The organism is Moraxella sp. K127 (assembly GCF_015223095.1).
Taxonomy (GTDB): Bacteria; Pseudomonadota; Gammaproteobacteria; order Pseudomonadales; family Moraxellaceae; genus Moraxella.
Map to the genome: position 1 here is coordinate 1 of NZ_JADFBZ010000045.1, position 23,416 is coordinate 23,416.

General features: G+C 44.2%; 28 protein-coding genes and 2 pseudogenes. 15 read left to right on the plus strand and 15 right to left on the minus strand.

What is annotated here, in order from left to right:
• Window positions 1-9 precede the first annotated feature (9 nt).
• Window positions 10-1,362 carry an anthranilate synthase component I family protein gene (locus tag IM753_RS09895; protein ID WP_194109214.1) on the minus strand — a complete coding sequence of 451 codons (1,353 nt, stop codon included), beginning with the start codon at window positions 1,360-1,362 and terminating at the stop codon, window positions 10-12.
• 135 nt (window positions 1,363-1,497) lie between these two features.
• Between IM753_RS09895 and IM753_RS09900 the strand changes: the two genes are divergently transcribed.
• Window positions 1,498-1,815, plus strand: a complete 318-nt coding sequence (locus IM753_RS09900) for a type II toxin-antitoxin system HicA family toxin (protein WP_194092702.1) — start codon at window positions 1,498-1,500, stop codon at window positions 1,813-1,815.
• Window positions 1,802-2,137 carry a type II toxin-antitoxin system HicB family antitoxin gene (locus IM753_RS09905; RefSeq protein WP_065256220.1) on the plus strand — a complete coding sequence of 112 codons (336 nt, stop codon included), beginning with the start codon at window positions 1,802-1,804 and terminating at the stop codon, window positions 2,135-2,137. Before IM753_RS09900 ends, IM753_RS09905 begins: the two co-directional genes overlap by 14 nt.
• A 62-nt stretch (window positions 2,138-2,199) precedes the next feature.
• On the opposite strand, the gene IM753_RS09910 is transcribed toward IM753_RS09905, so the two are convergent.
• The 8 genes and pseudogenes from IM753_RS09910 to IM753_RS09945 form a co-directional block, all read right to left on the minus strand.
• Complete coding sequence (locus IM753_RS09910) at window positions 2,200-2,604, minus strand: type II toxin-antitoxin system VapC family toxin (protein ID WP_194109215.1); 405 nt, start codon at window positions 2,602-2,604, stop codon at window positions 2,200-2,202.
• Window positions 2,601-2,846 (minus strand): antitoxin, encoded by a 246-nt coding sequence (locus tag IM753_RS09915; RefSeq protein WP_065256219.1) that lies wholly within the window; start codon window positions 2,844-2,846, stop codon window positions 2,601-2,603. The genes IM753_RS09910 and IM753_RS09915 overlap by 4 nt, the downstream gene beginning before the upstream one ends.
• 90 nt (window positions 2,847-2,936) lie before the next feature.
• Window positions 2,937-4,169, minus strand: coding sequence for a beta-ketoacyl synthase N-terminal-like domain-containing protein (locus IM753_RS09920; RefSeq protein WP_194109216.1), 1,233 nt, complete (start codon window positions 4,167-4,169; stop codon window positions 2,937-2,939).
• A 385-nt stretch (window positions 4,170-4,554) separates the two neighbouring features.
• A pseudogene (locus tag IM753_RS09925) lies at window positions 4,555-5,106 on the minus strand (single-stranded DNA-binding protein); the annotation flags it as partial.
• A gap of 487 nt (window positions 5,107-5,593) precedes the next feature.
• On the minus strand, window positions 5,594-5,911 hold the full coding sequence (locus tag IM753_RS09930; protein WP_062501429.1) for an H-NS family nucleoid-associated regulatory protein: 318 nt from the start codon (window positions 5,909-5,911) through the stop codon (window positions 5,594-5,596).
• 207 nt (window positions 5,912-6,118) lie between these two features.
• Window positions 6,119-7,189, minus strand: a complete 1,071-nt coding sequence (locus tag IM753_RS09935) for a 5'-nucleotidase (RefSeq protein ID WP_194109218.1) — start codon at window positions 7,187-7,189, stop codon at window positions 6,119-6,121.
• Window positions 7,190-7,479: 290 nt separating this feature from the next.
• Entirely contained in the window at window positions 7,480-7,905 is a 426-nt protein-coding gene (locus IM753_RS09940) for an MAPEG family protein (RefSeq protein ID WP_065256214.1), read from the minus strand.
• 2 nt (window positions 7,906-7,907) lie between these two features.
• Complete coding sequence (locus tag IM753_RS09945) at window positions 7,908-8,321, minus strand: OsmC family protein (protein WP_083108333.1); 414 nt, start codon at window positions 8,319-8,321, stop codon at window positions 7,908-7,910.
• A gap of 327 nt (window positions 8,322-8,648) precedes the next feature.
• Between IM753_RS09945 and IM753_RS09950 the strand changes: the two genes are divergently transcribed.
• The gene (locus IM753_RS09950) at window positions 8,649-9,140 is read left to right on the plus strand and encodes an RNA pyrophosphohydrolase (protein WP_062499708.1); all 492 of its coding nucleotides are present in this window, start codon (window positions 8,649-8,651) and stop codon (window positions 9,138-9,140) included.
• A gap of 111 nt (window positions 9,141-9,251) precedes the next feature.
• Here IM753_RS09950 and trxA read toward each other — a convergent pair whose 3' ends face one another.
• Window positions 9,252-9,578 (minus strand): thioredoxin, encoded by a 327-nt coding sequence (gene trxA / locus IM753_RS09955; RefSeq protein WP_197035900.1) that lies wholly within the window; start codon window positions 9,576-9,578, stop codon window positions 9,252-9,254.
• 223 nt (window positions 9,579-9,801) lie between these two features.
• On the opposite strand from trxA, the gene IM753_RS09960 reads away from it, so the two are divergent.
• A complete protein-coding gene (locus IM753_RS09960; protein WP_194109219.1) occupies window positions 9,802-10,557 on the plus strand; it encodes an RluA family pseudouridine synthase in 756 nt (251 codons plus the stop codon).
• 28 nt (window positions 10,558-10,585) lie between these two features.
• Here IM753_RS09960 and rimI read toward each other — a convergent pair whose 3' ends face one another.
• A complete protein-coding gene (gene rimI, locus IM753_RS09965) occupies window positions 10,586-11,053 on the minus strand; it encodes a ribosomal protein S18-alanine N-acetyltransferase (protein ID WP_194109220.1) in 468 nt (155 codons plus the stop codon).
• 80 nt (window positions 11,054-11,133) lie between these two features.
• Between rimI and rnr the strand changes: the two genes are divergently transcribed.
• From rnr to IM753_RS10020, 10 genes and pseudogenes are all read left to right on the plus strand, one after another.
• The gene (gene rnr, locus IM753_RS09970) at window positions 11,134-13,374 is read left to right on the plus strand and encodes a ribonuclease R (protein ID WP_194109221.1); all 2,241 of its coding nucleotides are present in this window, start codon (window positions 11,134-11,136) and stop codon (window positions 13,372-13,374) included.
• Between the two features lie 388 nt (window positions 13,375-13,762).
• Complete coding sequence (locus IM753_RS09975; protein ID WP_194109222.1) at window positions 13,763-14,143, plus strand: roadblock/LC7 domain-containing protein; 381 nt, start codon at window positions 13,763-13,765, stop codon at window positions 14,141-14,143.
• Window positions 14,144-14,291: 148 nt separating this feature from the next.
• Window positions 14,292-15,347, plus strand: a complete 1,056-nt coding sequence (bioB, locus tag IM753_RS09980; protein WP_194109223.1) for a biotin synthase BioB — start codon at window positions 14,292-14,294, stop codon at window positions 15,345-15,347.
• A gap of 144 nt (window positions 15,348-15,491) precedes the next feature.
• Window positions 15,492-16,313: an ABC transporter substrate-binding protein gene (locus IM753_RS09985; RefSeq protein WP_194109224.1), complete on the plus strand. Its 822-nt coding sequence runs from the start codon at window positions 15,492-15,494 to the stop codon at window positions 16,311-16,313.
• Window positions 16,314-16,323: 10 nt separating this feature from the next.
• Window positions 16,324-16,749 (plus strand): protoporphyrinogen oxidase HemJ, encoded by a 426-nt coding sequence (gene hemJ / locus IM753_RS09990; protein WP_370582615.1) that lies wholly within the window; start codon window positions 16,324-16,326, stop codon window positions 16,747-16,749.
• A 252-nt stretch (window positions 16,750-17,001) separates the two neighbouring features.
• Window positions 17,002-17,139 (plus strand): hypothetical protein, encoded by a 138-nt coding sequence (locus tag IM753_RS09995; RefSeq protein ID WP_156065141.1) that lies wholly within the window; start codon window positions 17,002-17,004, stop codon window positions 17,137-17,139.
• A 51-nt stretch (window positions 17,140-17,190) separates the two neighbouring features.
• A pseudogene (locus IM753_RS13030) lies at window positions 17,191-17,751 on the plus strand (amidase family protein).
• A 294-nt stretch (window positions 17,752-18,045) separates the two neighbouring features.
• On the plus strand, window positions 18,046-18,258 hold the full coding sequence (locus tag IM753_RS13035; RefSeq protein ID WP_062500928.1) for a hypothetical protein: 213 nt from the start codon (window positions 18,046-18,048) through the stop codon (window positions 18,256-18,258).
• Between the two features lie 123 nt (window positions 18,259-18,381).
• Entirely contained in the window at window positions 18,382-18,528 is a 147-nt protein-coding gene (locus tag IM753_RS13040) for a hypothetical protein (RefSeq protein ID WP_227514718.1), read from the plus strand.
• A gap of 64 nt (window positions 18,529-18,592) precedes the next feature.
• On the plus strand, window positions 18,593-19,075 hold the full coding sequence (locus IM753_RS10020; protein WP_083108330.1) for a GTP-binding protein: 483 nt from the start codon (window positions 18,593-18,595) through the stop codon (window positions 19,073-19,075).
• 224 nt (window positions 19,076-19,299) lie between these two features.
• Here IM753_RS10020 and IM753_RS10025 read toward each other — a convergent pair whose 3' ends face one another.
• The gene (locus IM753_RS10025; RefSeq protein ID WP_227514716.1) at window positions 19,300-19,806 is read right to left on the minus strand and encodes a copper resistance protein NlpE; all 507 of its coding nucleotides are present in this window, start codon (window positions 19,804-19,806) and stop codon (window positions 19,300-19,302) included.
• 223 nt (window positions 19,807-20,029) lie between these two features.
• Window positions 20,030-20,602: an NUDIX hydrolase gene (locus IM753_RS10030; RefSeq protein ID WP_065256202.1), complete on the minus strand. Its 573-nt coding sequence runs from the start codon at window positions 20,600-20,602 to the stop codon at window positions 20,030-20,032.
• A 48-nt stretch (window positions 20,603-20,650) separates the two neighbouring features.
• On the opposite strand from IM753_RS10030, the gene IM753_RS10035 reads away from it, so the two are divergent.
• Window positions 20,651-21,391, plus strand: a complete 741-nt coding sequence (locus IM753_RS10035; protein WP_227713133.1) for a CoA pyrophosphatase — start codon at window positions 20,651-20,653, stop codon at window positions 21,389-21,391.
• Here the strand turns inward: IM753_RS10035 and bioD are convergent.
• A complete protein-coding gene (bioD, locus tag IM753_RS10040) occupies window positions 21,388-22,059 on the minus strand; it encodes a dethiobiotin synthase (RefSeq protein WP_062500920.1) in 672 nt (223 codons plus the stop codon). The genes IM753_RS10035 and bioD overlap by 4 nt on opposite strands.
• Entirely contained in the window at window positions 22,056-23,354 is a 1,299-nt protein-coding gene (gene bioA / locus IM753_RS10045; protein WP_062500918.1) for an adenosylmethionine--8-amino-7-oxononanoate transaminase, read from the minus strand. The genes bioD and bioA overlap by 4 nt, the downstream gene beginning before the upstream one ends.
• Window positions 23,355-23,416: the final 62 nt, after the last annotated feature.

Consider the following 23,416-nt stretch of genomic DNA (forward strand, 5'->3'; position numbering starts at 1 on the left):
AGCACTTTTTCATTTTGTAGAGTGTATCATCTGCAATATATTCCCCACTTTATCCAAACATTCTTGATATTCACTCTCTCTATCCGATTTTATCGTAACACCGCCCCCTGCCCATAATTCTGTCTTTTGCCATTTTTGCAACGTGCGAATGAGTACATTCCAATTGCCCGTACCGTCAAAATTCATATAGCCCATGGTTCCACAATATGCCCCACGGGGGGATATTTCTAATTCATGGATAATCTCGCACGCCCGTTTTTTTGGTGTGCCTGTGATTGACCCTGCGGGCAAACTGCCAAATAAGACTTCTAGGCTATGCACGTCCTTTAATTGGGCGGTAATGGTGCTAACCATGTGATGTACGTTTTTAAAACTTTCAATGGCAAAGCGTTTGGGCGTATTTACCGTGCCGATATGGGCGTATTTACCCAAATCATTTCTCAGTAAATCCACAATCATTAAATTTTCGCTAATGTCTTTTTCGCTGTTTGCAAGTTCATTTTTTAATTCATTGTCTATATCAGCGTTATCATGGCGTGGGCGTGTGCCTTTTATGGGTTTGGTGATGATATGAATATTATTTTCTATTTTATAAAATTCAAAAAACAATTCAGGCGATACCGATAAAATTTCAAATTCACCTAATTTTAAAAACCCTGCAAATGGGGCGTTGATTTTGTCTTGCAAATGGGGCAAATAGCTGGCTAAATTATCCAAATTTGCTTGCCATTTTTGGGTAAGGTTAATTTGATAAGTATCGCCTGCCTTGATATATTCTTGGGTTTGGTTAAAGGCGTTTTGATAATCTTCTTTTTTCCATGATAAGATAAATTGGGCAGGTGTTGGTTTTGGTAATTGTTTATTTAATAACTCAGTTAAATTATTTTTTATTTCATCAAAAATATCTTTATCAGCATTGATGCCAATCAAGTCAAATCCATATTCACACGGCTTAATATAAATGTCATAATGCCCAAAATAAGCACAAGGCTGGTTGGGTTTGATAGCGATGTTGGGATTCAATTCATGAGCCGATAGGTCATAACCGATAAAGCCCATTAAGCCATGTGTATAGTCGCCTTGATGTGTGGGGCTTGGGGTGTGGGCTTGGCAGTAGGCGATAAGCTCGTTTTGCCAATCGGTGTAGGTGGCGGTGTAGGTGCGGTTGTCGTTTTGGCGAGTTTTTTTGTGAATGGATAAGTCATTTACAAAGACGGCAGCCCACGAAACAGCAGGACAAATGCCAATGACGGGGCGATGAGCGTTGTGCAAAAAACACACCTGCCAATTGGGGCGGTGCGTGGCGATGAGTGCTACAAGCTGGCTTGGGGTGTGCGTGGTGGTAATGGGGTGTGTGAGCATTTTTAAACGGGTAGAGAAAAAGGGGGATTTTAAAGGAAAATGGGAAAAAGGGAAAGGGGTTTGGTGTTGATTTTGAGTTTGACAAGGGGTAGTATGGGCGATATAATGCAACTAAATACAGTTACAAGGCAAGCCATGACCAAAAAAGATAAGCTAAAAGCCAAGTTGCAGGGCGATATTAGCACCTTTGTGTTTAGTGATTTGGTAACGCTATTATCACAATTTGGCTATGAAATGCACGAGCGGGCAGGGTCAAGGGTTGTTTTTATTCATACCGATGACGACAGCGACCGCATTCACTTGCACAAACCCCACCCTGAAAATACCATTAAGGGTGGAACATTAAAAGCAGTCAAAGCCTATTTGAGCGAAAAAGGTTATTTTGACGAACCCCAAACCGAACCAATCAACGAACCAAAATTAGACAAGGAACCAAGCGATGATGACTTATAAAGGCTATGTGGGCGAATTTGAACTGGATAATGATGATGAGATGTTTTATGGCAAACTCATCGGTATCAATCAGCTTGTTACCTTTGAAGCGGACAACGCCCACGACCTAAAACAGGCGTTTTATGACAGCGTGGACGATTATTTGGCGTTTTGTGATGAGCAGGGGATAGAGCCTGACAAGCCATTTAAAGGGTCATTTAATGTACGCATTGACAGCGAGTTGCACCGCCGTGCTTATATGGCAAGCCGTGATAGCAGTTTAAATGCTTTTGTGGGGCAAGCCATTAGCGAAAAGTTAGGGCGAATGTCGGTGTCTGTTTGATAGGTTTAAATTTTGTGGGGGTTTATTTGTTTAAAGGTAATATTTTAGACTACCACCGATTTTTACACCGTCCAATCTTCCACCGCCAAATCGGTAATACGCTCAAACTCCCTACTGTTGCGAGTAACCACCACCGCCCCCACCGCTAGGGCGTGGCTTGCTATCCACAAATCATTATTGCCAATGGGCATGCCTTTGGTTTTTAGGGCATTTGCCCATTTGCCATAATGGTCGGTCATCTTGGGGTGTGATGACAGCACAGGGATAAGTTTGGCTAAGTTTTCAAAATCTTGTTTGGCTTTTTTAGGGTCTTGGCTGCCGTACGCCCCTTTTAATAACTCTCCATAAGTAATAAAACTCATGCAAAGCTCGTGCTTACCTAACATTCGGTTGATTTTTTCACGCACGGCAGGTGGTTTATTTTTGATAAAATAAATCAGCGTGTTGGTGTCAAGCATATATTTCATAAGGCTTCTCGCTCTTGGGGCGGTTCGTTGTCCCTATCTTCTATGGCACGAATGACATCTTCATCAAAGCTGGCAAATAATTCAAACAACTCATCGCCAAGCCCTTTTTGTGGCATGGGTTGTCGCAAAATCAAATCGCCATTGTCCGCCTTAATAATTTCTACTGTATCCACGTCAAAGCGAAAATCGGCAGGGATACGCACGGCTTGGCTATTGCCACTTTGAAAAACACGAGTTAGCATTTTGCCCCCTTGTATATACTTAATTTTGTATATATTAGCATAAAAAAGCCCATGATGACAATGGGCTTTATGTTGGGGTTGTTGCCGATTTTAACCTTTAAACTTCCTAACAACCAACGCCGAATTTGTCCCACCAAAACCAAAACTGTTGCTCATGGCGGTGTTAATCTCGGTTTGACGTGTGGTCTGGACGATGTCAAAAGGCTTGGCTTTTTCGTCCATGTCGGTAATGTTAATGCTTGGGGCGATAAAGTCGTTGTTCATCATCAGCACGCAATAAATCAGCTCTTGCACGCCCACCGCTCCTAGGCTATGCCCTGTCATGGATTTGGTTGAGCTAATGGGCGGGGTTTTGTCCGCACCGCCAAACACGTCTGCAATGGCGGACAGCTCCGTGATGTCGCCAAGCGGTGTTGATGTGCCGTGCGAATTGACATAATCCACCGTATCAAGCCCTGCCTGCGACAAGGCGATTTGCATACAGCGAGTTGCCCCTTCTCCGCTTGGGGCGACCATTTCCGCTCCGTCTGATGTTGCTCCATAGCCCACGATTTCCGCCAAAATGTTCGCTCCACGAGCCTGTGCGTGTTCTAAGCTCTCCACGACCACCATACCACCACCGCCTGCGATGACAAAGCCGTCTCGGGTGGCATCATACGGGCGACTTGCAGTGGTGGGCGTGTCGTTGTAGCTCGTACTCATCGCCCCCATCGCATCAAACATACACGACTGCGTCCAATGCTCGCTCTCTGCTCCCCCTGCGATGACCATGTCCGCCTTGCCAAGCTGAATTAGCTCCATGGCATGACCGATACAGTGGCTAGACGTGGCACAAGCGGACGACAGCGAATAGCTAATACCCTTAATTTTTAGCCCTGTGGCAAGCGTGGCAGACACCGTGCTACTCATGATTTTTGGCACTGCCATTGCTCCCACGCCACGAAGCCCCTTGGCTTTCATGTTATCCACCGAGCCGACCACATCTGCCGTGTTTGCCCCGCCTGAGCCTGCCACGACCGCCACACGCACGTTATCTGCCACATCATCAAGGGACAGACCTGCGTTATCTATGGCGGATAAGGCGGACACATAGGCGTATAGGCTTGCGTCTGACATAAAGCGTTTTAGCTTGCGGTCAATGCCTGACACATCAAGCGTGCTTTGGTCAATCGAGCCTGACACGCACGATTTAAAGCCATTATCGGCATAGCTTTGGTTAAAGATAATGCCTGATTTGCCGTTTTTTAGGTTGCCTGTAACGGTGGCTAAGTCATTGCCAATATTTGAGACAATGCCCATGCCTGTGATGACGACTCTTTTCATAAATATTTTCCAAAATGTTTACAAATGTAATGCTGATATTGTAACAAATTATGACTTAAAAAGGTAAAATTTTCAATCAAATTTATCATACACACCAAAAAGGGCAAAAAAGAGCATAAAAAACGGCGACCGTAGCCACCGTTTTATTGTCAAATAATCCCTAAAAAGGCATGTCATCATCTGCCACGCCACTGGCTGACGGTGGGGTTACCGCTTTGGGGGCGGGTTTGTCGCCCATGAATGGATTGGCTCCATTTTGGGTGGGGGCGTTATCCTGACCGCCTTGCCCAGTTTGACCGCCTTGATTGGCATTTTGGTTCATGCCTTGATTGGCGTGCTGTGGGGCTTGCCCGAAGCCTTGATTGGGGTTGTTATTTTGGTAGTTTGGGGTATTTTGCCCAAAGCCATTTTGGGGCTGATTATTAAAGCCGTTTTGATAGCCACCTTGTTGCGGTGCACTGCCACCAAAGCCATTATTGCCTTGATAACCGCCATGTTGACCGCCTTGGTTGCCCCATTGGTTATTTTGTTGGTTGTTGTAGCCACCGCCAAAGTTGCGGTTGTTGTGGCCTTGATTGCCCTGCCAGTCGCCACCATTGTTATCACGTCTGTCAAGCATTTGCATTTGATTGGCTCGCACTTCGGTGCTATAACGCTCTATGCCTTGTTGGTCGGTGTATTTGCGAGTGTGCAGACTGCCTTCGATATAAACAAGCGACCCTTTGCGTAGGTACTGAGCAGCAATCTCGCCCAGACGGTTAAATAGGCTGATACGGTGCCATTCGGTTTGCTCTTTTTGCTCGCCTGTGTTTTTGTCTGTCCAGCGGTCAGAAGTCGCCACGTTAATACTGGTCAAGCTACCGCCATTTTGGAATTGACGTACTTCTGGGTCTTGACCCAAACGACCAACGATAATCACTTTATTAATACTTGCCATGATAGTCACTCAACTTTTGATGTTTAAAAATAATGATTTGATTAGTTCATAAACTAAGATAAATTTGTTTTAAATAAACGGTTAAATTCACATATTTAGCGTTACGATATTTTCACTAAATGGATTTGCTTTTTGGTTTTGTCTTTTGGCATGCCATCGCTTTTATTTGTGCATTGTGTTGCCATTATCTGATGTCATCGATGACTAATTAAAATAAGTCAGAATAAGATATCCTGACTTATTTATTTGCAGTCAAGGTAGGGCGTGTTGAACATTGATAACATTTTATAAAAATGAGATAAAACTTATTGTTTTGTCAATTTTTGCATGAAAAATGGATAAATCTTGTTTTTCATCGTCAAAATCCTTGTTGATATTTCAATATCAACTGCGGACTTTTCCTTGAAAAACGGGCGATTTTTCTCATTTTTCATTGCAAACACCAAAGGCAGGCACGCCCTAATAATCTCTTATCTTGTTTTACTGCTTATTTTACTTTGTAGTCTTCTAGTTTTTTGCCTTTGGCTAGGGCTTCTTCTAACCAACCTGGCTTACGACCACGACCTGCCCAAACGTTTTTAGGGTTTTGTGGGTCACGGTAAGCAACAGACGCTTCTTTGTGAGCTTTTTTGCCTACTTTTAGAATCTCTTCGATGGTGGTGCCGTTTTCTTTGGCAATTTGTTTAAATTGCAAGTAAGCATCTTTTAGACCTTGGGCTTGCTTTTGTTTGATTTTGGCTTGGGCATCTTTGGTAAGTGCTTCTAGCTGTTCTACGCTAAGTGCGTCAATATTTACATTAGACATGGTATTTCCTCTTTAAAATAACCGTGGAATAATCAAAGGCAAATCCATCAATGTGCATACATCAATACGTCCGATGATTATTGGTGGTGCCAGTTGGGATATTTTAGGTTTATTAAAAATAAATTTAAAATATCTCTATTTAAAAAGATAAAAACGCTGATTTTTATCGCATGATTATATTAACACATTTTATTTTAAAAATACAAATCATTTATTCGCCTTTTTGGGGCTTTTTAACACTTTTTTATCAGTTTTGACAAATTGGGCATTATCGATATTATCAATGACCGCTTTATCAGGACTGTGATATTCATTAAGTAGAGATGTAGAATGATAAGGCACTAAGGCAGACGGCACAACTGATTTGGCGGCGTCAATGTGCTTAATAGAATCATCAAAAAAGATATGCGGAGCAAATGTTTTTAATACCCTTGTTTTTTCAATACCGCCCAAGAAAAACGCCAAATCCACATCCACCCCCCATTCCCTTAATGTCTTAATGGCACGCATGTCGGCAGGGGCATTACGAGCGGTCACAAGGGCGATACGAATCGGGTTATGGGTGCTGTCTAGGGTGTCGTGGGGCAGGCTCTTTTGTAGGGCGGAGAGCTTGATTAAAAAGTCGGCATAAGGACCTTTGTCAATGGGCAAATCCGCCATGCTCTCTTCACGATGATGAAAGGCTTGTAGCCCCTCTTGTTTGAACACCAGCTCGCCTGAGTCGTCAAACAGCACCGCATCCCCATCAAAGGCAATGCGAAGCTGTTCGGTGTCCAGCTCCAATATCTCCACAGGCGTGGCATCCAGCACCGCACAGGCACACAGGCGAGCATCGGTGACGGCTTGGGCATCATCGACGTTGGTCGTCAAAAACAAATCCACATCAAAATCATCAATATAGTCCGCCACACTCGCCCCCGAGATGAATGCCGAGCGAGTAATACCCAAACCATGCGTGCGTATGGCGTTTAGCACTTGTATGCCTAGGTCGGGGGTGGATTTTGAGACGATGACGACTTCGACAAAAGGCGACTCATCGTGGTAGTCTTTGGGCGGTTGGTATTTGTTTAGGTTTAGCAGGGCTTCGATGAGTGGGTAGCCTGTCCCTTTTTGTAATGGCTCGTTTTCGACCGATTTCATGTAGTCGCTAAACCGAGCAGATGCGGTGGCTTTGTCTTCTGCCAAAAAGCGTTTTAACATCTCATCATGCTCTTTTAGGTCAAATAATGCCGTCGCTGAGATTGCCACGATGAGTGTGTTTGAAAAATTAACCGCCATGATAAAGTCCTAGTTTTAAATAAATGTAAGGCATGGTTTTAAGCTTTGTTTATGATGATTAAATAGTTTTTAAAGGTTGTTTAAAAAAGAAATGAATAGGTAAAAGCATTTTCTTTGTTAATATGATTGATGTATGGATTTTAAATATGCAAAATCCTACCAAATACCATTTGCCTGTTATATTTATCCATCATGTCCATCTATCATATTCAATTTAATCCATTCAAAACAACCATTTTAAATAACCAACACCTGCCCCAAAAGCAAAAACCCATCCACAGGACAGGCTTTTACCAAATCATCTTTATGGCAAAATAAAATAACTGCAAACAGCAAACCAGCGACAAGCCCCACACCACCGAGCGAAAGGTCGCCAGATTCATGGCATACGCCACGCCATAGATAAGGCGTAACACGACATAAAGCCACGCCATGCCATTGACCACGTTTTGGGGGACAAAACAGTACATGGCGACCAGCACCGCCCCGATAAAAATAGGCAGGCTCTCAAAACTGTTGGCTTGCACGGCATTTAGGCGAGCCGATAGCCCTGTGGTCTGTGCTAGGAACGCTCGTGGGTTTTGGTTGTCGGTTTTAAAGTCAAATCCGCCAGCCATCTTTGCCAAAAATGCAAAGACAAAAGGCAACACACAAGCGACCATGAGAGCCACAATCGCATAATGCGTATCGTTCGGCACGTGCAAAATCCAGTTCATGCTTATGCAGTCGCCACAATTTCAAAATCATGGGTGATGTTCACCCCGCCATCGGCGAGCATTTTTGACGCTGAGCAGTATTTGTCCGCTGACAGTTCAATGGCTTTGGCGACCTGTGATTCTTTGATGTTCTCGCCCGTTACGATAAAATGCAGATGAATGTCGGTAAACACCGCAGGCACGCTGTCGGCACGGCGAGCGGACACTTCACAGCGAACATCGCTAATGGCTTGGCGGGATTTTTTTAGAATGCTCACCACATCATAACTGGCACAACCGCCCAGCCCCATCAGAATAAGCTCCATCGGTCTTGCCCCAAGCTCTTGGGCTGAGTCGATGATGACTTTATGCCCCGAACCGCTCACGGTCTCAAAATTAATCGCTTCGTTATTTAGCCATGTTACACTGGCACTCATGTCGCTCATGGGATTACCTTTTTTGATAAATTTTAATAAAAATAATGGGGCATTGTAGCACAAAATGACAGGGCGGTAAATTTTTGACCGTTAAAGGTTGGGTTTGATTTTTGTGCATTTTGACAACATTTTGACAAGAATGACAATGATAAATAGGGTAATTTTGCCAACAAACACGCTCAAAATCGGCATTTATTGCCATTATTTACCATTTGCAACATTTTTAAGCAAAATAATGTTACACTTTTTGGCCAAAATTTGGTTTAATAGACAGCAATAATTTGCCAAATTTTGGCGTTCTTTAAATTTATTACATTAAGGTTAGTCATGATTGATTCAGACGGCTTTCGAGCCAATGTCGGTATCATCTTGGCAAATACAGAAGGGCAAGTACTTTGGACAAAACGAATCGGACACGACAGCTGGCAATTTCCACAAGGTGGGATTGACAGGGGTGAAACACCGCTTGATGCGATGTACCGTGAATTGTATGAAGAAGTGGGCTTATGTCCGCACCACGTGGAAGTGCTGGGGGTAACGCATGACTGGCTCCGTTACCGCCTGCCCAAGCGTTATGTGCGACTAGGGCAAGAGCCACTCTGTATCGGGCAAAAACAAAAATGGTTTTTGCTACGCTTAGATGAAAAAAACACCGACTTTATCCGCTTTGACACCGCAACCCCTGAGTTTGACGAATGGGCGTGGGTGAGTTACTGGTATCCTTTGGGACAGGTTGTGCCGTTTAAACGGGGCGTGTACCAAAAGGCATTGTTAGAACTTGCCGAGCGGTTGCCCCTAAAAAAGGGGCTAAGGCTTTGATAAGGCTTTGATATAAGTTAAGCTATAAAAACAAGTCATGATAGTCATGGCTTGTTTTTTATGGGGGTATAAAAAAACCTGCACAGGGCAGGCTTTTGGGTGTGTTTGATATTATAAATGCTTGTTTAGCAATTCAACAAACTCTGACTTAGGACGGCTACCAACCACGGTATCGACTTTCTCGCCATTTTTGAACACGAACAAAGTTGGAATGCTACGAATGCCAAAGCGTGCTGATGTCTCTGGGTTGTCGTCTACATTAACTTTGACGATTTGGAATTTGTCGCCATATTCGGCATCTAGGTCTTCTAGGACAGGGGCAATGGCTTTACATGGACCGCACCACGCCGCCCAAAAGTCCACGAGAACGGGCTTGTCGGCTTGTAGTACGTCTTGGTCGAAGTTGGCATCGGTGGTGTTAATAATGCTCATGGGTATTACCTTTGTAAATAAGTGAATGTGTGTATAATGGGGGTGTCTTGATGACTTTCAAGTGTGTGATGATAAGTCCTATTAATCGGTGGATTAGGGCAAATCAAATCATCGCAATATCCCCAAAACTTCGTGCTATAATAACAAACTTTTTGGCAAATGATGATTAAATTTACAAAAATCATCAATTCGCCCCATTAATCCAAATCATTAAACTATCATAAAACCCATGACCGACCGCCACGACCGCCTATCTGATGACAAAATCTCCCTGATGAACGCCCAAGAGCGTCAGCATGATGATGAATTTTTTAAAAATTTTATCCGCTCAATCACCGTCTATGAAGACGATGACATTTGGGTGGGGGATAAGCCGGCAGGGCTTCTTAGTGTGGACGGACGCACGTTGAAGGTGAGCTTGCAATCACGGCTGCTGCGGGTTTATCCCAATATCAAGCTCATTCATAGGCTTGATATGGACACATCGGGACTCATTATTTTTGCCAAGAACGAACATAGCCAAAGCCACATCGCCAAGCAGTTCATTGACCGCATGGTGAACAAGGAATATCAAGCAGTGGTATTTGGTACGATGGAGCAAGCGGATAAAAAAGGCGTGATTGATGTGCCTGTTCGCTATGAGCCAACCACCAAACCTCGTCATATCGTGGATATGAACCACAATAAGAGAGCTTTGACGCATTATAAGGTCATGCACCATGAGTTACGCACGGACAAGGCAGGTAAGGCTCACGCTGTTACTCGTCTGGCGTTGTATCCTGTTACAGGCAGAAGCCATCAGTTGCGTGTGCACTGCGTGCATGTCGGTCATGTCATGATAGGTGACCCAATTTATGCCGCCTTACCACAAAAAAGCACCGCCTTAGAACTTGCCCCACGCCTAAACTTGCACGCCCATAAACTTCGCCTAAAACACCCTGTGTATGGGGTTTGGCTAGATTGGGAGAGTGAAGTGCCGTTTTGATATTAACCCAACAAACAGTGCTACCATTTTACAAATCTTTTTGTAAAATCAGAGCATCCACCGTCTCAAATTCATCTTTATAGTAGCCTGCTCGCACATCTATTTGATAAAAGCCATGTCGCTCATACAGACGTATGGCGGAGGTGTTATCGGCTCGCACTTCTAAGAGTATCCGCTGTACCACTTTGTTTTTGCACAGCTTGATGAACTCATAAAGCAAAGCACTGCCCACACCTTGTCTTTGATGATGGCTTTCTGTACCAATGCGTAAAATTTCTGCTGTCTCAAAGACAATTTGGTAAATACAATAACCCAATAATTTGTCATCGTCATCGCAACAGATGATGACCCCTGCTCCGAATTGACCCAGTAGCGAATGCACCGCCAAACCATCCCAAGCGTCATTAAATAACTCACACTCTATCCGTGCAATGCTGGACAAATGCCCCGATGATTGGAGGGTGCTGGGCGTGGTAAAATTTAGAAAAACTGTCATAAAGTTACATGATTTGGTATTTAAATATGTTATGATAACTCAATAATTGACATATCACCAAATTTTAGTAGAGAATATACATGAAAAAAACACCAACGTGGAATGACCCTAACGCTCACGATGAAGCCAATAAATACCAAAATCCCATCCCCTCTCGCCTGCTTATCTTACAAACCGTTGCCCAAATGAACAATGATAACAAACCTGCCACGGCGGAGAGTTTGGGGTTATTTTTTGAGATTTTGGGGGATGATGACCGCTTTTTTGCTCTAAACAACCGCCTAAAAGCCATGTTAAGAGACAATCAATTAGAACGCACAGATGGCATTCATTTTAGTATCGCTCCCTTACCTACTACCGTAACGGGCAAGATTTCATCCAATGCCAAGGGCTTTGGTTTTGTTGTGCTAGATGACATGCCTGACCTGTTTGTCCATGAAAAACAAATGCGTGTGGTCTTTGACGGCGACACGGTAGAAGCTGTTGCCACTGAATTTAAAGGCAAACCTGAAGCTCGCATCCAAAACGTCCTGCATCGTGCCAGCACTGAATTTGTGGGGGTGCTTGATAGGGACGATGACGGCTATTTTGTCCAATTATCAGGAGCGAATGCTCATCAGCCCATTACTCTAAGTGATGATGATGTGTCTTATCATGGGGTAAACGTGGGCGACAGCGTGAAAGTTGCCATCATTGACATGCCCACTTATCAAGAGTACGCCACAGGTAAGATTGATGAGATTTTAACCAACTTAAACAACCGTGAACTTATCATTGAGACCACCCTCTTAAACCACGCCATACCGCATGAGTTTAGCAAAGCCACCCTAGAACAAGCCGACAGCTATGGCGAGCCAACCGAGACAGACTTTAAAGGGCGTGTGGATTTGAAAGATTTGCCACTTATCACGATAGACGGCGAAGATGCACGTGATTTTGATGATGCAGTCTATGCTTGCAAACGCTCTGGCGGTAACTACCGTGTTGTGGTTGCCATCGCTGATGTCAGCCATTATGTAACCCCTCAATCTCCCCTTGATGTGGATGCTTATGAACGTGGTACGAGTGTGTATTTTCCTCATCGTGTTATCCCCATGCTCCCAGAGGTCTTATCCAATGGCTTGTGTTCGCTAAACCCAAAAGTGGACAGATTGTGTATGGTTGCTGATGTTAAGCTGTCTCGGGCAGGCAAGATAACAGGCTATGAGTTTTATCCTGCACTCATGCATTCACAAGCACGACTCACCTATAATCAGGTAAATGCCTATTTTGACGACCCCACCAATGAAACCCTACCTGATGATTTGGTCAACAATCCTGATGTATGTAAATCGGTAGATACCTTGTATCAGTTATATCAAATTCTTGACAAAAGACGACAAGAGCGTGGTGCGATGGCGTTTGATACCGCCGAAAGCTATATTGTCTTTGGTGAAGATGGCGACATCAAAGACATCAAAAAACGCACACGTGGTGATGCCCATAAGCTCATCGAAGAGATGATGCTCCTTGCCAATACTTGTGGGGCAAATTTTGCCTTAGAACATAAATTACCCGTCTTGTATCGCAATCACGATAAACCCTCCGATGAAAAATCCGCCAAGTTGTCTGAATACGTTAAGTCCTTTGGGCTGTCTTTTCCAAGCCAGTCGCCCACTCATGCCGATTATCAACGCATCATCGGGGCAACAAAAGGACGAGCGGACACCCAAAGCATTCACTCCATGCTCCTGCGTTCTATGATGCAAGCGAATTACAGCCCTGATAATATCGGACATTTTGGTTTGGCGTATGATGAATACAGCCATTTTACCAGCCCCATTCGCCGTTATCCTGACCTCATGCTCCACCGAGCCATTAAGGATAAAGTAACCAATACCAAATCTAAACCCACAATTTACAAAACGCTAGATGAGGCAGGCGAGCAAACATCCACCACTGAACGCCGTGCCGAAGAGGCATCTCGTCATGTAGAAACATGGCTAAAATGCCACTATATGCAAAGACATTTGGGCGATGAATTTGTGGGAACGATTACCACCGTAACGGGTTTTGGCTTGTTTGTTACGCTCAATGACTTGTTCATTGATGGACTCATTCACATCTCAAACCTATCTGCCCAGTACTACGAGTACAACGAGCGTGAACAAGCCCTAATAGGTGATAAAGGCTCAACCTTTAAATTGGGCGAGGAGCTTAACGTCAAAGTGGCAGGGGTTAATATGGATTTATTGCAGATAGATTTTGCGTTGGTTGAGAAAGTGGATGATGAGAAGATGGCAAAACCTACTAAGAGAAAAATGAGTGGCAAAAAAAGATAATTTGTCTTATCAAAGTAAAAGACAGATAATTCACCTTTATTGGTCAAACGATGAAATAAAATAAAGCCAAAAATGAGATAAAATTTTTGTATTTTTAGTCATCATGTTTTTATCATTTAGAAAATATTAATAAACATTGACGAATTTTAATTCATATTTATCAATAACTTATATCATGATAAATTCATTAAAATTTTTATGGATTTCTCCAAAAATGACTTGCATTTGAACGTATGGGGTGTATAATGACAAGACTTGATATTAATTAATTTAATCAACGATGATAATTTTTATAATTTGTTTTTTTAATTAGTTTATCTTGTCTATTATCCATCGCATTGGTTTTTGTGTGTCAGAACACAAATGTGCAAAATGGGGGAGCTAAACCATGCTAGACATTACTCAATTTAACAACATCCTAGATGAATTACATGCCAACTCTGCTGAAATTGAAGCCTCAGCCATCATCACCGACGATGGCATGATGATGGCATCACATCTGCCTGTGGCGGTCAACGAAGAACGCATCAGTGCCATGAGTGCTGCCTTACTGTCAGTCAGTGAACGCATGATTGAGACGCTACTTGGCAACAAAAGTGAACGTGTGATTGTGCAAAGTAAAGCAGGCTATGTCATCGTCAGTGCCACGGCCAAGAACTTACTATTGACTGTCATCGCATGCCCAAGTGCCAAACTGGGTATGGTCTTTCATGACATCAACAAAACATCGCAAAGCGTGCAAGAGCTACTAAACGGTCAAATGGCATAGGCAGTACCACACAATCAAAAGACGGCAGATAATGCCGTTTTTTTGACCATGTCATTTATAAAACCACAAAAAACTTTACAATTATTCACTTATTTTTTAAAATAATCATTTATTCACCGATTAGGTCATCATTGATTGGGGAGAAATCATGTTGCCAGCCAAGCCAATCACTCGTCAGGACATCGCTCATCTGTTTGATTTACCGCTCATGGATTTGCTCATGCAAGCCCAAAGTGTTCATCGCAGGCATTTTAATGCCAACGAGGTACAAATCAGCACGCTACTATCCATCAAAACAGGCAACTGCCCTGAGGACTGTGGCTACTGCTCGCAGTCGGGACATCATCGTGATAAAACAGGACTAACCGCAGAAAAACGCCTTGAAATCCAAAAGGTGCTAGCGTCCGCTCGCCGTGCCAAAATGTCAGGCTCATCTCGCTTTTGCATGGGGGCGGCGTGGAAACATCCATCAGTCAAGGATATGCCTTACCTTGTGGAGCTTATCCGTGAGGTCAAAGCGTTAGGCTTGGAGACGTGCATGACGCTTGGCATGCTAAAACCTGACCAAGCCCAGACACTGGCAGAGGCGGGACTTGATTATTATAATCACAACCTTGATACATCTCGTAATTATTATGGTCAAGTAAGTAGCACCCGTTCATATGACGACCGTTTAGAAACCTTAGAATATGTGCGTAATGCAGGCATTAATGTATGCAGCGGCTCAATCGTGGGCATGGGAGAGAGTCGTGATGATAGGATTGATTGGGTGCATGAACTCACCACTATGCCCATACCGCCCCAGTCCATTCCTGTGAACTTACTCGTCCCCATCAAAGGCACACCACTGGGTGATAAGGTGCTACAAGAGGGTAGATTGTCCGTCATTGAATGGATACGTACGATTGCGGTAACTCGCATTTGTTGTCCAACAAGCTACGTACGCCTGTCAGCGGGACGTGAGAGTCTTACCGACGGCGAACAGGCGTTGGCATTTATGGCGGGGGCAAATTCGTTTTTTTATGGTGATAAGCTTTTGACCACAACCAATCAATCGCAAGCTAATGATGATAGGCTCATGGCGATGCTTGGGCTTATCGCTCAAAAACCTACCCCCAGACCCAAAATCATCAATGCCATGACAGGCAGGGCAGAGTGTGATGAATGTGATGATTTGCCACAGGATTGTCCGTCATTGGTATAACGGCAGTAGAGTGAGGGCATGGATTTGATAATAAATAAAAATTTATTATTTTTGTAATTACAATAAAAAATAATTATTATCGTGCAAAATTCTTAAAGATTTGTTAAAATACGTGTCCACATCTATCAGCACCTTGGATTTACCATGAAAAAAATAACACTTTCTTTTGCCTTATGTGCAGGATTATTTGGATGCACGGACAAACCCACCGAAACGCCTGTCTCAACAGAAAGTCAGCCCACAACCACCAGCGAACAAATACCGAGCAATCTACCCAGTGATGCGCCCGTGGTCAGAGTTGTTACATCGGGCGTTTTACCACCTTTGACTTTTTTAGATGAAAAAGGCACTTTAACTGGTATAGATGTGGATATCATACATGCCATTGGTGAAAACCAAGGCTTTAAGGTGGAATTACACAAAGAGCTGTTTGTTGATATGTTGCCAGGCTTAGAATCAGGCAAATATCAAGCGGTGATTAGCGGTCTGTCCCCATCTCCTGAACGCATTGCCAAATTTAATCCTACCAATGCTTACTTACAAAACCCATCTGTCATCATGCACCAACCTAATCTTACAGTGACAGACGTTGCAAGCCTAAAACCCTTACGTGTGGCGACCATGAAAGACACCACGCAAGAGAAACTTATCAATGAACTTGCTCCTGCTTCACACGAAGCGGTAGAAACTGTCTTTCAGCTATATCAAGGATTGATTCAACAAAAGTATGATGCTGTATTACAAGACAAATATTTTTTAGAACACATTGCCGCCAATTATCCTGACTATCAGATGAACGTGGTAGAATACGACAAGACCCCTAATGCAGCCGATATTGTCATCTATACCCAAAAAGGCGACCAAGAATTATTAGATAAGATTAACGCAGGCATTGATAACCTACAACAGTCAGGTGAGATTGACAGAATCATCTCAAAGTATCTGACTGTACCTACTGCCAACTAAGCCAATTGCCGTGTTTTTGTACATCAAAGCCCTACACATCATCGCCATGGTGTGTTGGTTTGCAGGGATTTTTTATTTGCCACGGCTGTTTGTTTATCATGCCATGAGTGAAGATAAAATCAGCCAAGAGCGATTTGCCATCATGGAACGTAAGCTCTATCGTGGCATCATGAATCCATCCATGATGGTAACATGGTTGTTAGGGCTGTCAATGGTTATCATGAATTGGCAGGTCTATAAAACCCAAGGTTGGTTACATGCCAAAATCACGCTTGTTATTTTACTTACCGTGTATCACATTGCTTGTGGTCGTTTTCGTATTCGTCTTATTGACAACCCCAAGCTAAAAACGCATGTCTACTGGCGGTGGTTCAATGAAATTCCTGTATTTATTCTGATTGCGGTGGTGATTTTGGTGGTGGTAAAACCATTTTAATAAAACAAAAGCGATCATGAGTAACATGTTAAAAACATAATAAATCTCTTTCCAAACTAAAAATAAACCCTTATAAGTATTGGGGTTGAAGTTTTTAAAAATCCATAAAAATCAGGGTTTGGAAAGAAGTCTAATGTTATAATATTGTCATTTGCTGATACCAGAATGTAAGAAACTACCACCAAATGATAACTTGACCACCCATTAAAATAAGTGTACACTGGTTTTGTATTCACCTACCATCAGCTAGCCATGATTACCACTGCCCTTGACCTTGTCCGTACTTACGTCACAGGCGACATCTGTCCTATCAAGGCATTAGATACACTGTATGAGCATATCGATGACACCCCCAATGCGTTCATCAGTCTGACCAAAAAGCTTGCCTAGACCCAAGCCCAGTCCGACAAAGTCCGTTGGTAACAGGACAATCCCTTATCCATATTTGATGGTGTGCCCATCGCCTACAAAGACTTATTTGACATCAAGCACGCCATCACGACCGCAGGGGCAAAGCTCAGAGCAGATGCCCCTGCCACACAGGACGCCCATGTTGTCTCAACCTTGCACCACATGGACTTGACTTGTGTGGGCAAGACCAAACTGTCCGAATTTGCCTATTCAGGATTGGGGCTAAACCCCCATTTTGGCACCCCGACCAATGTCACTAGCCCTGACCACATGGCGGGAGACTTATCATCAGGGTGAGCAACGGTGGTCGGGCGTGGCATTGTCCCACTTGCCATGGGGGCGGACATCGCAGGCTCGATTTGTATCCCTGCCAGTTTTAATGGCTTGGTGGGATTTCGTACCAGTCGTCAGTGTTATGATAAACAAGGCGTATTTCCCCTAGCTGGCTCACTAGACACCTTAGCTCCTATCGCTCATCAGAGCAATCGCACTACAAAATTTTACATAAAATTGATTAAAAATCAAGCAAATTTAGCATTTATAGTTACACTCTGCAAAATGAAAAAGTGCCACGCTTTCCACTCATGGTGAGCCTGTCAAACCATAAAAGAAACCGAATTTTTGACAAGCTTAGGGCGAATGATTTGTGTAGTAAAATTTAGGGCGTGCCTGTCCTTTATAACACTATTTACAATATAGGAATATTTTAGAAATAAACTAATCGTTTTTGCATGAAAAATGGCTAAATCTTGTGGCTCGAAGTCAAAAGCTCGTTTGATAGAACGACTATCAAACTTTACTTTTTTCTTGAAAAACGTGCGATTTTTCGTGATTTTCATTGCAAATACAAAAGGCAGGCACGCCCTATAGTCAGCACCCCGACACATGGATGAAGCCTTTGGTGCGTGGACAAGAGGGAATTTGATTCAGATTCTTGTCAACTGGCATTCGGACGATTTGCCCCTGATGATGTTCATCAAAAAATCGCCAAACTCACACGCCTTTGTAAGGTGTGAGCTTGACAAGATGGTGCTTAGAGTGCATATGTTTTGTCAACATTGTGGCATGGCGAGAATGCTCCATGTGTGGACTTATTGAAGAAAAAAGCGACTGGACGGCAAGCCTGTCTGATTTGCTATCTCGCCAATAACGTTATCGCAGGCTAAAACTCATCAATGCCCTTGCCAGGTCTTAGTGCATACAGATTTTTGATGCCATGGCGTGAATTATTTGGTGCAAACCCCAGCAGGCAAGCAACTCATGACAAATGGATTGAGTGAGTTGTGGGGTCAAATTCACACGCTGACAGGCAGTTCTATTGATGTGTTAGATGAGCATTTTTTAAATGCTTTGGAAGCATGTTCATGAACAAAATCCCCATTCACGTGGCTACAGGGTTTTGAGCAGTGGCAAAACCACCTTTATCTAGCAAATCCTAAAAAGCGATAAAAATGCTAAAACTTTGGTGTTCATCAATGAGTTTGGCGAAGTGGGGCTAGATGACTTGTTGGTCAAGCCTATCAATGACAACACTTACCTGCTGTCATCAGACTGTATGTGTTGTACTATGCTAACCGACCTTAAAGATGCTTTGCTGTCTTTGCTTGATTTGGATAAAGAGGATCTTGTCTTTGATAAAATACTCATCGAGACCATAGGGTTTGCCAATCCTGTATCTATCTTATCTACTCTGACCCAAGACATGCATCTAAAAGGGCGATTTGCCCTACACGGCATGACCAACGCCATTGATGCTCAACACGCCCGTGCCCAAGCGACCACTGCCCCAAAGCATCTGTTGGCGTACATGTGGCATGATGATATCTCTCGGTTCGTTATGATAGTACGCGGGCTTCATCTGGCAGATATTGAGCGTTTGGCAAAGACGGTATTACATTATCTGAGCAAGACATGATTAATACGCTTATATCAAGTATGTCAAGCTCTCATTTTGACCCAATCACAGCCATTTTGTAAACAGTAAAATGGCAAGTTGGGATGAGCCAAAACAGTGCCTAAATACAAAAACGCCCCAGTTGGGGCGAAATTTGCTGATATTTTTGTTTGGGTTTTGCCCATCATTTGCTAAAATTCAAAGATGGGCAGACATGAGATATGATTAAAAATCAGACTGTCAAATCAAGATACCAAATTTAAGGTGTGAGTCGGAGCAGGTTCTTCACCATTTTCTACATCACGAAATTCTATGGTGTCTTTATCCATATAAATCAAATAAGGAGGTATGTCAGATTGACCCTCTGGATGTAGCAATACATATCTGTTATCCAAACCATTGATGTCATAAGTTCCTTTGGTTGTTATTTGACCATCAGGCTTATCTAGGTATTCTTGTTCCATCACAAATGTGCCATCAGCATTTAGCGTCAAATTGGTCTGAATGCCTGGACAATCAGCACAAGGCAACATGCCAGAATAAGCAGATTGAGGCAACACACCCACGCCATCGGTAACAGTTACCTCAGGTTGTTGGCTTTCATCAATTGTAGGCTGTTCAACGGTTTGAGTGCTGACCTCTTCTTGGACGGTACTGCTTTGAGTTGCACTGTTGTCTGCGTTGTTACAAGCGGTCAGTGACAACATTGCCAACATGGTAATTGCGATGGATGACTTTGCTTTCATATTCATATCAAAAATCTCTTAAAAATTTAGGGTATGCCCCCTTTCGCTTTAACACAATATGACGCAATTTGTATTTTAAAAATCAAAAGGGTAACAATTCCCTGAATATGATAACATAAAATTGTTATCTTAACAATAAAATTATCTCAACCGATAGCCAAATCATCGGTTTAACAGTTGTCAATTTTGTCATTAGCACCACTTAGGCTGTGCGGTATGTTTTATGACGTTAAAACTGTTGATTGGGTATACAAATTTCATGCAAGGGATAATTACCAAAATCATCGCTGTCCTTGCCCAGTCTTTGTAGTGCTGCTTTATCCGTTACATAATATTCAATGGTCTGTTTGACTGTCTCAAATGCCAGGTTTTTCATGTCTATCTCATCGGGGTAGAACAGTCCACATTCTAAGCTTTCTATGCCCACACCAAATTTACCATCTTGTAGGTTGGCAAGATACATGGCATGAATTTGTCCCCATTGCGGTACATCAAATAGGGTGTATAATTTTAAATCAACCGCCACGCCATCGGCCTCTTCTGCTGTTTCACGTTTTGCCCCATCCGCCATGGTTTCACCATTTTCCATAAAGCCCGCAGGGAGCGTCCATAGCCCATAACGTGGCTCAATGGCTCGGCGGCACAGCAGGATTTTGCCTTGATGAATGGCAAGCACCCCACAAATCATCTTGGGATTCTCATAATGAATATAAGCACACGATGTACATACCAAACGTTGGCGAGTGTCGCCGTTTGGTATGGCATGCGTAGCGGGCTGACCGCATTGTAAGCAAAAGGACATAATGATATGATAAGCTAAATATCACAAGTTTAAATGAAAATGAGTAAAATGACAAATGATTTTATAGACAAACAAACGGTCAATGTGCCTGATTCGCACCGCTTTTATCCGCTCGCCCAAGCCTTAGCGGATTATCGTGGGGCGGATATTTTGCCCTTTACGGATAATAATGAGCTTTTGACAGGGCTTGTGCGTGAGCAAGCGATAAAGCGGTATGATAAGCTCGTCAAGTCAAGCCCTTTACCGCAGGCGTGCGTGCTTGTCGTCATCACGGACGAACCCACGCCAAAACTACTCTTAACAAGGCGGTCAAATCGTCTTAGTAGTCATGCAGGCGAAGTGTCCTTAGTCGGTGGCAAGCGTGATGAGACGGACATATCATCGGCAGATGTCGCCTTGCGTGAAGCGTGCGAAGAAGTCGGGCTACATCGGGCGGACGTGGAGATTTTGGGGTATTTGCCCATGCAAATCTCCAAAAGTGGCTTACTTGTCCGTCCTGTGGTGGCAAGCATACCGCCTGATATGGTGGGGTCGCTCACGCCTAATGATGATGAGATAGCACGGCTGTTTTGGTTACCCTTTGATGTGCTATATGGCACGCCTGTGGATTTTGTCTTTGACCGTCAAATCACGCACAGCACCGCCAAACTCCACACCCCTGCATGGGTCTATGACTGTGATGATGACGGCACGCCCGAAGTGATGTGGGGGCTGACAGGAAGGATGCTATCAAGCCTTATGGAGATTGGCTTTGGGGTGGGGCATGAGTGGTATTATCGGGTGCGTTAAAACTTATCCGCCACATCATCAAAACCTGTAATCTCATCGCCGACAAGCTCCATAAATATCGCACTTGGATAATGGTGTGCGACATGAGATTGTAGGTAATCTTGCGTGTCCGTGCTGATGTCGGGGTCGGTGTCAAAATGATGATTGAACACCACGCCCCATAGCGTCAAGCCCCGAGTCTGTATCGCTTCTAGGGTGAGTAGGGTGTGGTTAATACTACCAAGCCGAGCAGACGTTACGACTAGCACAGGATAACTCTGCGTGGCGATATAATCCAGCGTCAATACATCATCTGTCATCGGCACAAGCACACCGCCCGCCCCTTCGAGTAGCACGATGTCAAAGCGTGCGTTTAGCCTAGCGGTGGCGTGCGTGATGTCGTCTAGATTTATCGTGCGGTTTTCTAGGCGTGCCGATAGGTGGGGACTGGCAGGCTTGACAAAGGTCAAAGGACAAGTCGTGCCGTCCGTATCCACGTCCATGAGTGGCACATTCATGAGCGTGCGGTGGGTTCTGATGTCATCGGCTATCGGTGTGGCAACGCCTGTCTGTATCAGCTTTTGGGTGATGACGGACTTGCCACATGACAGCAGATGACGAGCCAAAATGCCTGTGGCGTACGTCTTGCCGATGTCGGTGTCTATGCCTGTGATGAATAGGGTGGTCATGGCGTGTCTCCGTCAAAATATTCTTTTAAAAGCTCAATCAATCTACCACATAATTCCCCCAACTCTTCATCGCTCATCACATACGCAGGCATAAGATACACAAGTTTGCCAAAGGGTCGCACCCAAATGCCATATTTTGGCAACAGTGCCTGAAAAATGGGCATGATTATCGGCTCTTTCATCTCAATCACGCCTATCGTCCCAAGCACTCGTACGTCCGCTACTTGTTGCCATGATGTTAATGGCGACAGGTGGGCAAAGAGCTTATCCTGCATATCACGAGCGACAGTCGGGCTATCCATGTCTAGTACCATATCAATGCTAGCACACGCCACCGCACACGCCAAGGGATTGCCCATAAAAGTTGGGCCATGCATAAGAGCAGGGTAGGGGCTGTCATGAATGGCATTTGCCACTTTATCGGTGGTCATGGTTGTCCCAAAGCTCATATAACCGCTTGTCAGTGCCTTGCCAAGGGTCATGATGTCAGGGCAGATACCTGCGTGATTGACCGCAAACATCGCCCCACTTCGCCCAAAGCCTGTGGCTATCTCATCACAGATGAGCAGGACATCATAATACTGGCAAAGGGCGTGCAAATGCGATAAATACTCAGGCGAATAAAACCGCATACCACCTGCCCCCTGTACAATTGGCTCAATGATAAACCCTGCCAATCTGTCATGATACCGCCCAAAAAACCTATCCATGTCAAGCCGTGTCTCATCATCTAATGGCGTATCAAAACCCAAAGGTGGGGACGGCAAAAAATACTGCGTGGGGAGCTGTTTGCCATACATGGCGTGCATACTATTCACAGGGTCGCACACGCTCATGGCGTGCCATGTGTCGCCATGATAGCCCGAGTGGGTGCTGGCAAAGGTGTTTTTGTGGGGCAGACCCCGTGCTAGCTGGTATTGCAGTGCCATTTTTAGGGCGACTTCCACCGCCACACTGCCACTGTCGGCATAGAATATTTTGGTCAAGTTTTTGGGAGTGATGCCCAAAAGTCGCTCGCCAAGCTCAATGGCAGGGGCGTGGGTGAGTCCGCCAAACATCACATGGCTCATCTTGCCAAGCTGTTCTGTCATGGCGTGGTTTAGGCGGGGGTGGTTGTAGCCGTGAATGCTCGCCCACCATGACGACATGCCGTCTATGAGTGGCGTGCCGTCCGCCATGTAGAGCCGTACACCGTGGGCGTGGCTGATGAGATGATTGTCATAGGCAGGTGGCAGACTGGCATAGGGGTGCCAAAGGTGGGTGCGGTCAAAATGGATAAGGTCGTCTGATTCCATGAGTATGATTTTCCAATATTCACAAATGGGTATGGTTTATCGGTGATGATTTTGGACGGTTT